The 15,126-nt window shown below is 50.2% G+C and carries 11 protein-coding genes; 1 reads left to right on the top strand and 10 read right to left on the bottom strand.

Translation table 11 applies throughout. The features are described 5' to 3' along the window. Window positions 1–20: 20 nt before the first annotated feature. The 10 genes from BM257_RS07590 to BM257_RS07545 all read right to left on the bottom strand — a co-directional run bounded on the left by BM257_RS07590 (window position 21) and on the right by BM257_RS07545 (window position 12,546). Complete coding sequence (locus tag BM257_RS07590; RefSeq protein ID WP_092070598.1) at window positions 21–1,082, bottom strand: four-carbon acid sugar kinase family protein; 1,062 nt, start codon at window positions 1,080–1,082, stop codon at window positions 21–23. A gap of 8 nt (window positions 1,083–1,090) precedes the next feature. After that, a complete protein-coding gene (gene pdxA, locus BM257_RS07585) occupies window positions 1,091–2,128 on the bottom strand; it encodes a 4-hydroxythreonine-4-phosphate dehydrogenase PdxA (RefSeq protein WP_092070595.1) in 1,038 nt (345 codons plus the stop codon). Between the two features lie 64 nt (window positions 2,129–2,192). Continuing rightward, complete coding sequence (locus BM257_RS07580; RefSeq protein ID WP_092071046.1) at window positions 2,193–3,353, bottom strand: iron-containing alcohol dehydrogenase; 1,161 nt, start codon at window positions 3,351–3,353, stop codon at window positions 2,193–2,195. A gap of 19 nt (window positions 3,354–3,372) precedes the next feature. Continuing rightward, window positions 3,373–4,929: a sodium:solute symporter family protein gene (locus BM257_RS07575; protein ID WP_092070592.1), complete on the bottom strand. Its 1,557-nt coding sequence runs from the start codon at window positions 4,927–4,929 to the stop codon at window positions 3,373–3,375. A gap of 79 nt (window positions 4,930–5,008) precedes the next feature. Beyond that, window positions 5,009–5,905 carry a dihydrodipicolinate synthase family protein gene (locus BM257_RS07570; RefSeq protein ID WP_092070589.1) on the bottom strand — a complete coding sequence of 299 codons (897 nt, stop codon included), beginning with the start codon at window positions 5,903–5,905 and terminating at the stop codon, window positions 5,009–5,011. A 39-nt stretch (window positions 5,906–5,944) separates the two neighbouring features. Continuing rightward, on the bottom strand, window positions 5,945–7,366 hold the full coding sequence (locus BM257_RS07565; RefSeq protein WP_092070586.1) for an L-fucose/L-arabinose isomerase family protein: 1,422 nt from the start codon (window positions 7,364–7,366) through the stop codon (window positions 5,945–5,947). Between the two features lie 17 nt (window positions 7,367–7,383). Beyond that, a complete protein-coding gene (locus BM257_RS07560; RefSeq protein WP_092070583.1) occupies window positions 7,384–8,871 on the bottom strand; it encodes an FGGY family carbohydrate kinase in 1,488 nt (495 codons plus the stop codon). Between the two features lie 32 nt (window positions 8,872–8,903). Then, the gene (locus BM257_RS07555) at window positions 8,904–9,833 is read right to left on the bottom strand and encodes a transketolase family protein (RefSeq protein ID WP_092070580.1); all 930 of its coding nucleotides are present in this window, start codon (window positions 9,831–9,833) and stop codon (window positions 8,904–8,906) included. Window positions 9,834–9,943: 110 nt separating this feature from the next. Continuing rightward, window positions 9,944–10,813, bottom strand: a complete 870-nt coding sequence (locus tag BM257_RS07550; protein ID WP_092070577.1) for a transketolase — start codon at window positions 10,811–10,813, stop codon at window positions 9,944–9,946. Then, entirely contained in the window at window positions 10,810–12,546 is a 1,737-nt protein-coding gene (locus BM257_RS07545; RefSeq protein ID WP_369821314.1) for a polysaccharide lyase, read from the bottom strand. The genes BM257_RS07550 and BM257_RS07545 overlap by 4 nt, the downstream gene beginning before the upstream one ends. A 734-nt stretch (window positions 12,547–13,280) precedes the next feature. Between BM257_RS07545 and BM257_RS07540 the strand changes: the two genes are divergently transcribed. Then, on the top strand, window positions 13,281–15,126 hold a 1,846-nt coding region (locus BM257_RS07540; protein WP_143096800.1), incomplete at its 3' end, for an InlB B-repeat-containing protein.

Genomic DNA, 15,126 nt, shown 5'->3' with positions numbered 1-15,126 from the left:
CCTAGTGAAGATATAGGAAGTTAACACGAGAATAAGGATCCCCAGGGGTAACTCCCGGGTTTCATGATAACGAAAGTCCCATTCGGGGCTTTCGTTTTGATAACCCCAGGTGCTAACTGACTGACGACCTTCAGTTCATTCCACCCAAGATGCCGTAGGGTGGCGAAGGTACTGGCTCCTCCCTCGATAATCAGTTGGCGGGGTTGCTGTCTCTCCACTAAGTGTTGGATGAGTCGTGCTGTTGTCTCTCGCAGATGGACAGCGACTTCCTTACCTGTACGATGACGATGGGGAATGGTAATCATCAAGGAACCTTCCCGCTGATAGATAGCACAGGCTTCCTTCAACCAGGATGTGATGTCCTTACTGCCGTCATAGATGTCCAAGGGCATTGCCGTCACAGGGATGCCGAGGTCTAATGGCTTGCTTTGGGTGCTGCCGCAGAGGAAGAGGGTTCCTATAGTATCTATAGTTCCTATAGTATCTATAGTTCCTATAGTATCTATAGTCCCTATAGTCGCCTCAAATAAATCGGCGGCACCAGCGAAAAGGGTATGCCCGTCATCATAGGTAGCTATTACTTTTTGGATGTCTTCTTTGCTTTCCGCATCAGGCATAAGGATACCATTTGTCTCCGCATCAGGGAAGCGCTCTCTGAGAACAGCTGTCTTAGCCGGAAACTCCGGATCAAAAGAGAAATCGGTCTGGTCAATCGGTGTTCCATTGATATAATAGACCCCATCTTTGATGATTCTTCCCTTAGAGGGATTCGCTGGTAAATAGACAGTACGCTGGTAACCTGTTGTCTCCATCAGCGTCTTCAGTTCCACTACCACATGACCACGTAGGGCGGAGTCTGTCTTTTTGAAGAGAGATCCTCCCTGTTGGGGAAGGGAAGAGGTGATGCGACGGGTTTCGGCAATCGCCTCCACCTCTGTCATAGAACGAGTATCAGTGGCAATGACGGTCGTTCCGTTTGTGACGGTGACATCGCCACAAACTAAACGAACGTCTTCGCCTGCCTCGAAAGCGATACCTGCTATCTCCGCAGCACCAGTGATATCATCGGCAATGACTATCATCTCATCTCTCAGTTCTTCTTCTCTCTCCTATAGATCGCCATACGGGTAGCATAGTCGATGGAGAGGGTCATCGCGCTGTCATTGGCAATACCCTTGCCTGCCACATCGAAAGCGGTACCATGATCAACACTGACACGGATGATAGGTAGTCCGAGGGTGATATTCACACCACTGGCACTCTCCATCTTTCCCGTTTCCTTGTTCCAGTTGAAGGCACATACCTTCAAGGGGATGTGTCCCTGGTCGTGGTACATGGCGACACATCCGTCGAACTGTCCGCACTTCGCCTTGGCGAAGATGGAGTCGGGAGGTACAGGACCTTCGACATCAAAGCCACGGGCTTTCAGTTCCTCAATGGCGGGGATAATCTCCTTCGCCTCCTCATAGCCGAACATACCGTTCTCACTGGAATGGGGGTTCAGACCAGCCACCCCGATATGTGGCTTCTCAATACCAAACTGACGACAGGCATCGTCTATCAGTTCCACACACTCGATGACACGAGCCTTCTTCACCAGGTCACAAGCTTTCCGCAAAGGGACATGGGTTGAGACATGGATGACGCGGATATTCTCGTCGGCAAGCATCATGGCATATTTCTTTGTATTGGTGAAGGTGGCGTAGATCTCCGTATGTCCGTCATAATGATGTCCTGCAAGATTCAACGCCTCTTTGTTCAGGGGTGCTGTCACCGTACCGTCTACCTCATCCGCCATAGCGAGGTCTATCGCTTTCTTGATATACTGGAAGGCGGCATTGCCACACTGTGGCTGTACCTTACCGAACTCAAAGGTGGAGAGGTCGACACACTGCAGGTCATAGACGTCAATAGTGCCATACTCAAACTTGGCGTCCTTGACACTCTGTACGGCATTCACCTTTAGGTCCAAGCCCAGCAATTTCACTGCCTGCTCCATGATGGCGGCATCACCGGTGACGATGGGTTGGCACTTCTCGTAAGTCTCTTTTCTATTCAGGGCGCGTACCGTAATCTCAGGACCGATGCCTGCGGGGTCGCCCATGGTGATAGCTAATATGGGTTTCATCGTTTTTTGTTTTTTTATTTCGGTATTTCGGAATCTCGGCATTTCGGAATCCCGGGATCTCGAGTTAATATAATGAATTATAAATGTCTTTCGCATCCTGCTCAGTGACCTCTCTCGGGTTGTTCTTCAGCAGACGCTGCACCTCCATGGCTGCTTTCGCCATACCATCCACGGCAGACTGTGGAATACCAAGGTCTGTCAGTTTCTTGGGAATACCCACGGCTTCGGCTAAGCGATAGATGAAGTCTACCCCTTGCTGGGCAAGACGAATGTCATTGGTATCACCAGAAGAACCAGATGTACTGGAAAGTAAAGCTGCCGCCACTTCCGCATAGCGCTTGGGACAAGCCTCTGCATTGAACTTCATCACTGATGGCAACAGGATGGCATTCGATAGTCCGTGGGGGATATGGAACTCACCACCGAGGGGATAGGAGAGAGCATGGACTGCCGCTGTGTTAACAGGACCCAGACAGAGTCCACCATACAGAGAACCGAGGGCAAGTGCCTCACGAGCCTCCTGGTTCTTACCATCCTTTACGGCTGTCTCCAGATTAGCGGCAATAAGTTGTATACCTTTGAGAGCATAGATGTCGACGGTGGGATGGGCAAACTTGTTGGTGTATGCCTCGATACAGTGGGTCAGCGCATCCATTCCCGTGTCAGCAGTGACCTTGGCAGGTACCGTCCATGTCAGTTTAGGATCCACATAGGCGGCATCGGCGATGAGGTAAGGAGAGACGATACCTTTCTTCAGGTGGTCACGCTCATCCAACAAGATGGCATTGGGTGATACTTCCGAGCCTGTTCCTGCTGTTGTCGGCAGACAGGCAAACCACAATCCTTTCGCCTTGATGAAACCTATGCCGAAGCAATCGGCTGCCTGTTGGTCGGAATGAACAAAGGCTGCGACCAACTTAGCGACATCAAGGACACTGCCGCCACCAATACCTACTACGCTGTCGGCATCAAACTGGCGTGCTTTCTCCACGATAGCATTGAAATCGTTGAGTGTGGGTTCTGCCATAATCTGGTCGAATACCTCGATATTGGTTCCTGCGGCTTTCAATGCTGCCAGTGTCGGTTCAATGAGAGGCAGGATGGGTGGTGCCGTCAACACAAACAGACGCTGGTATCCCAGTTTCTTATAGTCTTCTACTAATGTCTGGATGCAGCCAGTACCGAATACAATCTTCTGTGGCTGCAAAAGTGTAATCTGTTTCATAATCATTAAGTTAAATTTCTTACTTCTTACCTCTTACCTCTTCTATATATCCCCAGATAGTCAGTTCCTTGTCGGCAAGCGGCGTCTTGAAGAGGAAACTCGCCAGATAACCGACGACGAGGACAATGAGGTGAGAGTAGACACCTAACATATATTTGTGATGAGTGAAGTTCCAGTCACCCAGGTCAAGCAAAGTCTCCTTGACTCCTGTTCCGTGGATGTCTACCTTTGTGGATGTCAACACGGCATAGGCGGTATACAAGACGGCAACAGCGATGCCAATATACAGTCCTTGTTTGTTGGCACGACGACTGAAGAGTCCGAGGATGAAGATTCCCACAATACCTGCCGAGAAGATGGCATAGAGTGAGAACAAAGCACCGAGGACACCTTCTCCGCCCCATGAGATATAGAGGGCAGCGACACCGATGGCTCCGATACCGGCAGCCACCACCATCCACTTGCCGAAACGCAGTTGCTGTTGGTCGGTGGCATCCTTGCGGAACCGTTTGTAATAGTCCTGGACGGCAATTGCCGACAGACAGTTGAGGTCGCTGTCCAGTGATGAGATAGCAGCGGCGGCAAGGGCGGCAATGATAAGACCACGAATACCGACAGGCAGTTCATGGGCGATGAAGTAGGGGAAGACCTCGTCCGCCTTGATACCCTCTGGCAACAGCGGGGCTCCCTGGGCATGGTAATAGGCGAAGAGTGCTGTACCGATAAACATAAACAAAGCCCAGATGGGAACACTCATCAGCACACCGATATACGCCGCTTTCTTCGCTTCTTTGTCGTTCTTGGCAGCAAGGTAACGTTGTACAATGGTCTGGTCAGTACCGTATTTCTGCAAAGCATAGAAGATACCATTCAATACCATCACGATGAATGTCAACTGTGTCAAATCCCAGTCGTAGGGACCAAAGGATATCTTATTGTATTCCGATGCGATACGGAATGTCTCGGCGGGACCGCCCTCGATACCGAACAACAGGATGGCGATACAGATGATACCGCCGCCAATGAGCAGGAACCCCTGTGCCACGTCCATCCATACAATCGCCTCCATGCCTCCGAACAATGTCAGGATGATGATGGTGATACCTAAGACGAGGACGATGGCATAGATGTCGATATTCAGGAATGTTGCCAACGCCATTGATACGAGGAAGAAAACCGTACCCGCTTTGGAGAAATGTCCTAAAGTGAAGGCAAACGAGCTATAGAGTCTTGCGAAGAGTCCGAAGCGACGCTCGAAATACTCATAGGTGGAGAGACGTATCACTTTACGGAATAATGGTACGATGACCCCTACCAGAGCCAATAGTACGATAGGTACCATCAGTCCCTGCACCAGCAATATCCAGTTGTCAGCATAGGCGGCACCCGGATAAGCGAGGAAGGTCACACTACTGATGAGTGTTGCAAAGATAGAGATACCTACTGCCCAGGCAGGAATCTTACCACCTCCGGCAAAATACTGTGACGTGTCCTTCTGCTTATGGGCGAACCACACACCCGTGCCGATGGCGGCAAGGATGGACAATAGGACGATGAGGTAATCTATTAAGTGCATGTTGAGATTTTGATGTTTCGGAATATCGGAATATCGGAATATCGGGATTTCGAGATTTCGGGATTACGATATATCGGGATTATGAAAGAGATGTCGCTTTGGCGGCAATCGCTTGTTCTTCTGCTGCGGAGAGACGAGTCAGCGGCATCAGCATCCAAGGCTCACAGAGTCCCTTGGTCTGCATCATCACCTTCAAGGCGGTGAGTGACTGTCCTAAGGTACGGTCTTTCTGATAGATCTTGGCAATCTCATTCGTCTCGTCCTGCAGACGATTTGCTGTCGCCATATCGCCGGCAACTGCTGCTTCGTAGAGCTGTTGGAACATCTCCGGGACGAAATTGCCGGTAGATGGTACGATACCGTCTCCACCCAGTTCAAGGGAGTGTGCCGACTGTGCCGCCCATCCGCAGAAATAGCAGAAGTCATCACGATCCTTGGCAATCTCTATACACTGTGCCATACGCTCCAGATCACGTTCCGAGTCTTTCAGTCCCACGATATTAGGATGGTCAGCAAGCCGACGGATAACTCCTACGGGGATACTCATGTGTGTCGTAGCGAGGATGTTATAGAGCATCAATGGTCCCTTGATACTATCGGCAAGAGTGCGGTAGTAGTTCTCCATCTGCTCTTCCGTCAGGGCATAGTAGGTGGGCAGGGTGGCTACGATGACATCTGCCCCCGCTTTGGTATAAGCCTCTGCCTGTGCCAGTTGCTCTGCTAAACAGTTGCCGGTCAGTCCTGCATAGATAGTGATACGTTTCTGTGCAGCCTTCACTGCTGTCTCCACAAATAACAAGCCGTCCTTCTGGCTGACACTGTTTCCCTCACCAGTCGTACCCATCAACAGGGGAGAGATTCCTGCCTGGACAAAAAACGCAATGATACGCTCCACAGCCTGTGTGTCGAGCGTACCATTTTCTTTGACAGGTGTGACCATCGGAACGACCACGCCTTTGTATTTCTTGTTTATCATACTTCTTTCCTTTTACTTCTTACATCATACTTCTTACATCTATTCATGCACATAAAGGTTCCAACCCAGATAAGTCTCTATCGCTTCATTGAGGATGTCCACTACATCGGTGCGGCACATAGCGACGTGATGCTCGAAACCGTTTTTGCAAATATACTTCATCAACTGCTGAAGGTTATCCACCTTGGTGACAGCGATACAACCGTCCATTCCATAGGGGTCGTCAGTGATCTCGCCCTTGCCGAGATAAGCCTTGATACAACCTTTCGGGTCGTCGGTGGAGATACGGAAGAAGGTGAAAGGACCACCCGTCACTTTGGCATAGACAGCACCGAAGGTGTTGATCTTACCCAGAGTGCGTCCCAGTACACCGAGGGGACCTAACTTCAGGTCGTTCTGTACGAAGGATTTTGGATAGTTGCCACAGTGGGTACATACACATTTGTTGCGATCCTCTGCGAAGTTATTGTTCCAATCGAGCAATGCCGAAGCCTTTCCGGAGGCAAGGGTCAGTGCGTACATGGATACAGCACCGGCGATATCCGTCTCACAAGCTGCGGGGATGAGTTTGTCACCCAGCATCGACATCGTCACACAGGGAGCACATCCGTAGTTCTGTTCCAGGGAGTCCCAGCACTGGATGGCGACAGCCTGTACGTCATTCGCCTCTATCCAGTTCTCGACGGCGACACTGAATTTCGCTTGTAGCCCCAGTTTCTCCTTATAGTTGTCGGGGACTTGCGCATAGTTACAAGTACGCTCACACATCGCCTTGAACTTCGGATCGTCATCGCTGATCTTCTGAGCGGCAAAGAGAATCTCACTCAGGTCGGCAGGAACGACAGTGATACCATAACGCTGTAACAGTTTCTCACTGGCACGGCAGGTGTTGAAACCGAGAGGACGTGTACCAATCTGTCCGATACGACAGTGACGCAGTCCGTTGACGACACGGCAGATAGCGGCAAACTTGTCGATGTCTTTCGCCAGGAGCTCACTATATATAGAATAGGTATGCAGCGTGGTGTCCGTGAAGGGGATGCCATACTGGTAGAGGTTGTTGCAGACGGAGATCTTTCCGCAGAAAGCATCACGACGACTGTCAAGGTCTACCTTGTCATTCTCGTCGTCACAGGCCTGAACCAAGACAGGTACGTTCAGGTCAGCGTCACTGATGGCATTGATGATACCAATCTCGAAACCGAAGTTAGGCAGGGAGACGATGATACCGTCTATCTCGTCACGGTGCTCACGGAACTGTTTCGATACCTTCAGTCCGTCCTCACGGGTCTCGATACTGCTGCTGCCGGTAGGGGTAGCATCCTCCGGCAGGATGATATATTCGTAGCCACCGTCCTCCAGTGTCTTAAGTAACTGCTTGCGCACGTCCTTGGCAAGTTCTGAATTAAAATAGGCGCGTGTTCCGATAATCACGCCAAAGCAAGTTTTTCCGTTTCTCATATTGTTTTAAGTTTTTATTATTTTATCAATTGATTCACCGCATTGCGCCAGCCCTGGTAAAGTGTAGAGTGTAGAGTGTAGAGTGTAGAGTTTGGCTGGTACACTTCCGTTACCTTACGCAGCGGGCGTACCTCCTCGAAACTCTTCCACAAGCCACGGGCGAAGCCGTTCATGATGACGGCACCGAAGGCTGAGGCATCGTCGACTTCCGTGCAGACCACGGGAGTATTGAGCATATCAGCCTGGAACTGCATCAAGAACTTGTTCTTTGTAGGACCGCCGTCAGCGGCAATCTCCTTCAGACGACCGCCTGTGGCACGTGCCATTACATCTACCAAGTCCTTGATCTGGTAGGCGATACTCTCCAAGGCGGCACGTAGGAAGTGAGCCTTCGTCGTGGCGAAGGTCAGTCCGAAGACAGCCCCCTTCACATTACTCTGCCACCAGGGGGCACCGAGTCCGGAAAAGGCAGGGACGATATACACGCCACCGTTGTCCTCGACACTGGTCGCCAATGCCTCCATCTCTGCAGGATGACCTACCAGTTTCAATTGGTCGGCAATCCATTTCAAGGTGGCTCCCGTGCTATAGATATTTCCCTCAAAACCATAGTAAACCTTTCCGAAGGCTGAGAAGCCCACACTGGTCACCAGTCCCTCGGGGGCAGCCTTCGGTTCCTCACCGATATTCACCATCACACTGCTTCCCGTACCATAGGTCACCTTGCCTGAACCTTTGGTGAAACACATCTGTCCGACGAGGGCTCCATGACTGTCGCCCAGTACACCGGCAATGGTGATGGGGGTGGGGAAGAGTCCCTCACAAGTCGTCTCGCCATAGACGGCATCGCAGGGACGTACTTCCGGCATCATCGAACGGGGGATGTCAAACAGTGCCAACAGGTCGTCATCCCAGTCCATGGTATGGATATTGAATAACATGGTACGCGAGGCATTGGTATAGTCTGTCGCATGTAACTTACCGCCTGTCAGTTTCCAGATAAGCCACGTCTCGATGGTACCCATCAGCAATTCGCCACGGTTGGCAGCCTCACGGGCTCCTTCGATATGCTCCAGCAGCCATTTCACACCGGATGCCGAGAAGTTGGGGTCGATCAGCAGTCCGCTCTTGTCAAAGACCCGTTTGGCATAGCCCTGTGAGCGTAACTCACGACACAGTTCTGCACCACGGGTGTCCTGCCATACCACAGCATTGGCAATGGGCTTGCCTGTCGCTTTATTCCATACCACAGCCGTCTCGCGCTGGTTGGTGATGGCGAGGGAGTACTCAGAGTTCTCAGAGTACTCGGAGTTCTCAGAGATTAGTTGCCGGATGGCAACAATCATATTCTGATAGATTTCCTCCGCATCATGCTCTACCCAACCTGTCTGGGGGTAGTACTGTTGGTGGTCGACATTAGTGCGGGCTAGCATCTTACACTGCTCGTCAAAGAGGAGTGCCTTGGTTGACGAAGTGCTCTGGTCTATTGCGATGATGTAATTCATATAGCGGTAGCAAATTATTCACTTTTCACTCTTCACTTTTCACTTACAAAGTCCATCACGGACTTTGTAATGCCTTCGGCATCAAGTCCGTAGTGGTGGAAAATCTCAGCGTTCGTGCCATGTACGACATTCTCGTCAGGGATACCCAGGATGCGGACGGGTACAGGATGCTCACTGATAGTCTCACAGACCATCGCACCCAATCCACCAAACTGACTATGCTCCTCAACGGTGACGAAACGACCTGTCTCCTTGGCAGCCTTTAGGATTGCCTCTGTGTCGAAGGGTTTGATCCATGAACAGTCGAGGACTCTGGCGTTAATACCTTTCTCTTTCAGTTGCAGACCAGCCTGCCAAGCGTGGTAAACAGTCTCGCCGGCAGCTACGATGGTGATATCATTACCATCCAGTACGGTGATTGCCTTACCGGGAATCACCTCGAAGTTATCGTCAGCATAGACATCAGGTACGGCGGCACGTCCAACACGGACATAACACGGCTTATCGTAGTCGACAAGCAGTTTCACGAGTTTCTTGGTGAAACGCCAGTCGGAGGGCAGACAGACTGTCATGCCAGGAAAAGTACGCAGCACGGCGATATCGTGCAACGAGTGATGGGTGGCACCTAATGCGCCATAGGCGACACCACCAGATACACCAAGGATGGTGACAGGATTCTCAGAGTATGCGAGGTCGACTTTCACCTGTTCCAGGGAACGTGCCACATAGAAGCAGGCGGGACCGCAGCAGAACACTTTCTTGCCAGAGTGGGCGAGACCTGCGGAGATCCCTACCGCATCCTGTTCTGCGATACCGCATTCCACAAACTGCTTGGGCAGTGCTGTGGCGTAGTCACCCAGTGTCACGGAGCCACGGGCATCCGTGGTCACAGCGATAATATCTTTGTCTTCACGTGCCAGTTCCAGCAACGTGTCAGTAAACTGTTTTCTACAAGCTATCATAGTTTTTTCTTTCTTTAATTCGGGATTCCGGTATTTCTTTTAGTCGAGCTTCGCTCTTTGTAAAAGCGACTGCGTCGATTACGGTATTTCGGGATTCCGGGATTTCGAAATTACGATTCTAATTGGGCGATTCTCTCTTCGATTTCCTTCACGGCTGCCTCGCACTGCTCGGCATTGAGCACACCATGGTGCCATTTGGCAATGCCTTCCATGAAGCTTACGCCCTTACCCTTGGTGGTATTGGAGATAATCAGGTGGGGTTTCTTGTTGGTATAGTCGATGGCGTCGAAGGTCTTGACGATATCATCCATAGAGTCCCCGTTCATCTCGATCACGTCCCATCCGAAGGCACTCCAACGCTCACGGATATTGTCGATGGGCATCACGTCCTCCGTGTCACCGCTGATCTGCAGGTGGTTACGGTCGATGATGGCAACGAGGTTGTCGAGCTTGTACTTCCCACCAGCCATCGCAGCTTCGTAGATAGAGCCCTCGCCCTGTTCACCATCGCCCATCAGGACATAGGTACGGTAGGTGGGGGTAGACGTGGAAGGTGTGTCAGGGAGGTAGGCGTCACGATTCATCTTCTCTGCGATCGCCATACCGATACCGATGCTGAGTCCGTGTCCTAAGGCACCACTGTTAACCTCGATGCCAGACACCTCGATAGTGGGGTGTCCGCTGAGGATGGAACCATACTGTCCTAAGGTGTCGAGGACCTCTGATTTCAGGAATCCCTTTGCCTCCAGGGTCACATAGAGTGCTTCCACACAGTGTCCCTTGCTCAGTACGAAACGGTCGCGGTTGGGAGCCTTGGGGGCTTGAGGGTCCAGACCTTGCATCACATGGAAGTAGAGTGCCGTCATCACATTCAGACAGGACAGGTCGCCTCCGATATGTCCTGCCTTGGCACGGTAGACAACCTCTACGAGTCGTTTGCGGTTTTTCTCCGCAAGAATTGTCAGTTCTTTGTTGTTCATAGTGCTTTTACAAGTGTATCATGGTTGTTCTTCATATCCGTCCAGTCTACCTTCTTATCGGTAGGGATGGCATTGATATACTTCTCGATATTGGTGTAACCATCACCGTTACAGTCCTTTACAGCGTCGCTGGCATCGTTGGGGTTCAGACCGTTCTTCTTCTCCCACTCGTCAGGCATACCGTCGCCGTCGCTGTCTTTGCGAGGGCTCCATTTCTTGAACTCAGGATAACCGCCCATCTGTCGTGGGTCGGTGATGATACCCTGTTTGTAGGAGTCATTGGGCAGACGGCGGTATTTGAACGTGCCCTCTGCGTTCTTCGACTTGTCGTGGAGTCCCCACATGTCACCGTAAGGATTGTCCTTGACCTTCTTCTCATAGTCTTTCACATAGTAGGCGACACCAGTCCGAACTTCCTCGCAGATACGCTGGTCGACGATGTCACGGCAGGGGATGGTGGCTCCTGCGTTGGAGAGTACCCATTCGAAAGCCTCCTGTGCACTCATCATGGTCAGGTGTGGCATGACGAAAGGCTCGTTGGAGCGCATGAGTGCCTTCTCCGTGGCATCCATCTCACCGTCCTTGTCGGCAGTCTGGATACCACCGTTCCAGTTGTCCTTCGTGATCTCAGGATAGCCCTCCATGATATTGCCCTCGGCATAGACACGTCCGAACTGCTTGAAGGGGAACAGTCCCTGTGAACGGCTCTCGCTCTTGACGATACGATGTCCTACGGGTGAGTCTTTCGGAGTCAGCGGACCGGGCTTGTAGTAGTTGTTGATGAAGTTCGACATGGTGGTGAACTCGCCACCGTCGGCGGTACGGTGTACCCAGTTATACACAACATTATTAATATAGTTGAACACGCCACCCCAGCCGATACTTGGGTTACGACCGGTGTTGTCAGCCCAGAGGTTACGCATGAACGTGGTGTTCTCTCCTCCGATCGTCGAACCGAAAGCGTGGTTCCAAGTGTCGAGTGCCTTGGCACTGATGGTGTTCTGGATGGTCACATTGACAGTAGGCTCCTTGCGGTTGGGCTTACCGTCATGCATGTCGAACATATGACGGTAGAAGGAGATGTTCTCATCGAGTCCCCATTCACAAGAGCAGTGGTCGATCATGATATTGCCCACAGGGTTACCTCCAAAGGAGTCCTCACGGTTAGTCACCAGAGTCTCACCACGGCGGAAACGCATGTGGCGGACGATGACATCATGGGTGTCTACCTGGAACGACTCTCCGGCAATGATGATACCGTCGCCGGGAGCTGTCTGCCCGGCAATGGTGATATAGGGAGCACGGACGTAGATGGGTGACTTCAGACGGATGATACCGCTGACATTGAACACGATGATGCGGGCACCGCCTTGTTCACATGCCCAGCGGAAGGAGCCGGGACCGTCGTCGTTGAGGTTGGTGACGGTTAATACCTTACCGCCACGACCACCGAAGGTGAACATACCACCGCCTTCAGCACCTGGGAATGCGGGTATTTTTGCCTGACGCAAGTCATAGGGACGGGCTGCCCAGGGTACATAGGGACGACCTGCCTTTGCTTCTTCAATCACGATAGGGAAGGCTGCCTCCCATGCGGAGTCGCTATGTGCCTTCCACTGTGCTTTCTGTTCTCCAATCATCTTCTTGGCCTCGTCAGTGAGGTCAGGATACTGTGCAAATGCCGTCGTTGCTAAGCTCAGCAACGATACAGCTGAAATGATAAGTCTTCTCATAATTAGTTTTTAAACGCGTTTATTATAATAATAAGACCCTCCTTCCCCTTGATTGTACTCATTAACGAGACGTTAATGGTTTATAAATATTTATTTCCACCCACAAAATCGGTCTTTATGTCAAGAAATATGGTCAAAAAACGTGTATGGATTTTTGGTGCTTCTAGGATTGGTAGAGGCAAAAAACTTGGTTGTTTCGGGGTGGAATGGAGGAAGGCGGCACCTTCGAAGGGGTTTGTCGGTACCTTCCTACCCGTTAGGTGCCGCCTTCCTACCCATTAAGTGCCGCCTTTCAAGGTGAAAAGAAGGCACTTTTATGACGTTTTTCGGCACTTTTTGAGGTGTTTTTCGAGGGTCATAAAGTGCAAAAATGATGCAACTTACTCAGTGACAGCGGAATATGATAACGGCTCTATTTTCGCATATTTGAGACCAAGTTAGGAGTTGGTGGATTTTTCGCGAAACCTCAGAGGTACTTTGTTAATTATTTGTCATTAAACAAGTATTCGCTCAATAGACGACAGTGTCTTCATTTGTTCAAATCATGTTCCCTTAAATCCATCTTTCCGTTAAATAATGTAAAGGAATGGTGATAGTTTCCTAAATTATATTATCTTTGCATCGTGTTATATCTGCTTTGCCATGCAGGGTTGAAACATGTTCTACACAACTACTGAAAACAATATATACATTTATATAATAAACACTATTAACAAACTAAAACAAAAAAGCGTATGAAAAAGAAACTTACACTTATGTTCGTTGCTTTGATCGCTGTAGCGGCATTTGCAACTACGCAGATGCTTACTTCAAGGCGAGCAGCGACGGCCATTACGATTGGTGAGACAGAACTGACTGCCGCCAACAATGACGTTTTTCAGGCATTGAAAACGGCAAAAGATGCTGTCGTAGAAGCTGGTGGAGAAGTTGGTGACATTACCATCAACTTGGCCGCGAAGGGCAGTTACACGCTTTCCGGTGTTTTGGAGGCTCCTGCCAACTTGACCATCAATGGTAAAGGTGCTACGATTGATGCCAGTACAGAAGGAGCAGATAACATTATCGGAATCAAAGGCGTTACAGCAATAGCACCGAAGGCCGATGGAGACCCATCTACCTATGCTTATGTTAGTGCCATCACTATTAAGGATGTGACAATCAGTGGCATGAAGAAGGCTCTTATCCGTGACTATATGGAGAATAAGACATATCTTCAAACGCTGACAATTGACAACTGCGTCATTCAGGCATCCACTGCAAAGGTGGTCGTTGACTTTGACAGCCGTGGTTTTGTAGGCAATGTGGTGGTTAAGAACTCTACTATCTGGGCTGCCGCTGGAACAGGAAAGCATTTCGTCAAGTACGGTAGTCGTCCGAACGATTTTAATAATACTTTGCTTCAGGCGTTTGACGTGCAGAACTCTACTTTCGTGAATATTGCCTCTAATGCTGATTTTTCTGGTGGTGCGAACTTCAACAACTTCAGCCAGAAGGGTACTGCCAACAATTCCTACACGTTAAAGAATAATATCTTTGTTAACTGTGGCAAGAATGGTCAGACGGTTGTTGGCTTCAATAGTGGTCAGACCAATGCTACTCCTGCATGGGATGTTGACGGCAATGCCTTCAATTGGAATGGTGAGGACACCAGTGCTACCGAGGTTAGTAAGGCTGATAAAAAGAATGAGGTTGACATCGTACAGAACAGTGTAGTAGGTGTCGTCGTATTTGAAGGCGCTGCAACTGGCAACTTCACGCTTGGTACAGAATGTGCCCAGTATGCTGCTAAGATTGGTGACCCCAGGTGGATCAAGTATGCTGTTAATGTTGCCGAGGGAATCACGGGTGGTACCGTTGAGGTTAGCCCGGCTACAGCCGCTGTTGGTGAAGAAGTGACAGTTACTGCTACTGCTAATGAGGGTTATGTACTGTCGGCTATCACAGTTACAGGTGCCACCTCTAATGAGGCTGTCACTGTTACGAATGGCAAGTTCAAGATGATTGCTGATGCTGTCAATGTCAATGCTACCTTCAAAGTAGCTCCTGTTGATGTAACAGTTGAGGCTTCTGACATCACAGGTGGTGAAATCACCGCCGCTATCGCCGCTAAGGCAGCCGGCAAGCCCATTAAGAATATTACAATTAACCTTGCTGCGAATGGTGCCTACACTGTTACCGCTCCAATTGAGGGTGGTGGTAGCATTGCCATCAACGGTAACGGTGCTACTATTGACGCCAGTGGTAACGAGGGTGCTTTCATCCAGATGAGCGCTACTCCTGCAGTTGAGGCAAACTCCAAGGGTGCGTATGTTGTTGACAACGTTTCCATCAAGGGTGTCAAGGTTACTGGCATTAAGTCATATATTTTCTATGACAACAATGTCAAGTACGCTTTCCAGAACTTCACAGTTGACGACGATGTGTTCGCACTGGCTACTGCAGCGACTACAGAGGGTGCGTTTGAGTTCAAGGCAGGTGGTGCAATCAACTTTGCCATAACGAACTCCACCGTATATCAGACAGGTGAGGCTAATGTGACATATTTCACCAAGTACAACAACAGTATTGTTCCCGACAATG

Origin of the sequence: Prevotella sp. tf2-5 (genome assembly GCF_900115435.1) — a bacterium.
GTDB lineage: Bacteria > Bacteroidota > Bacteroidia > Bacteroidales > Bacteroidaceae > Prevotella.
The sequence above is the reverse complement of the archived record's forward strand: the minus strand, read 5'-3'. Positions and strand labels throughout refer to the sequence as shown.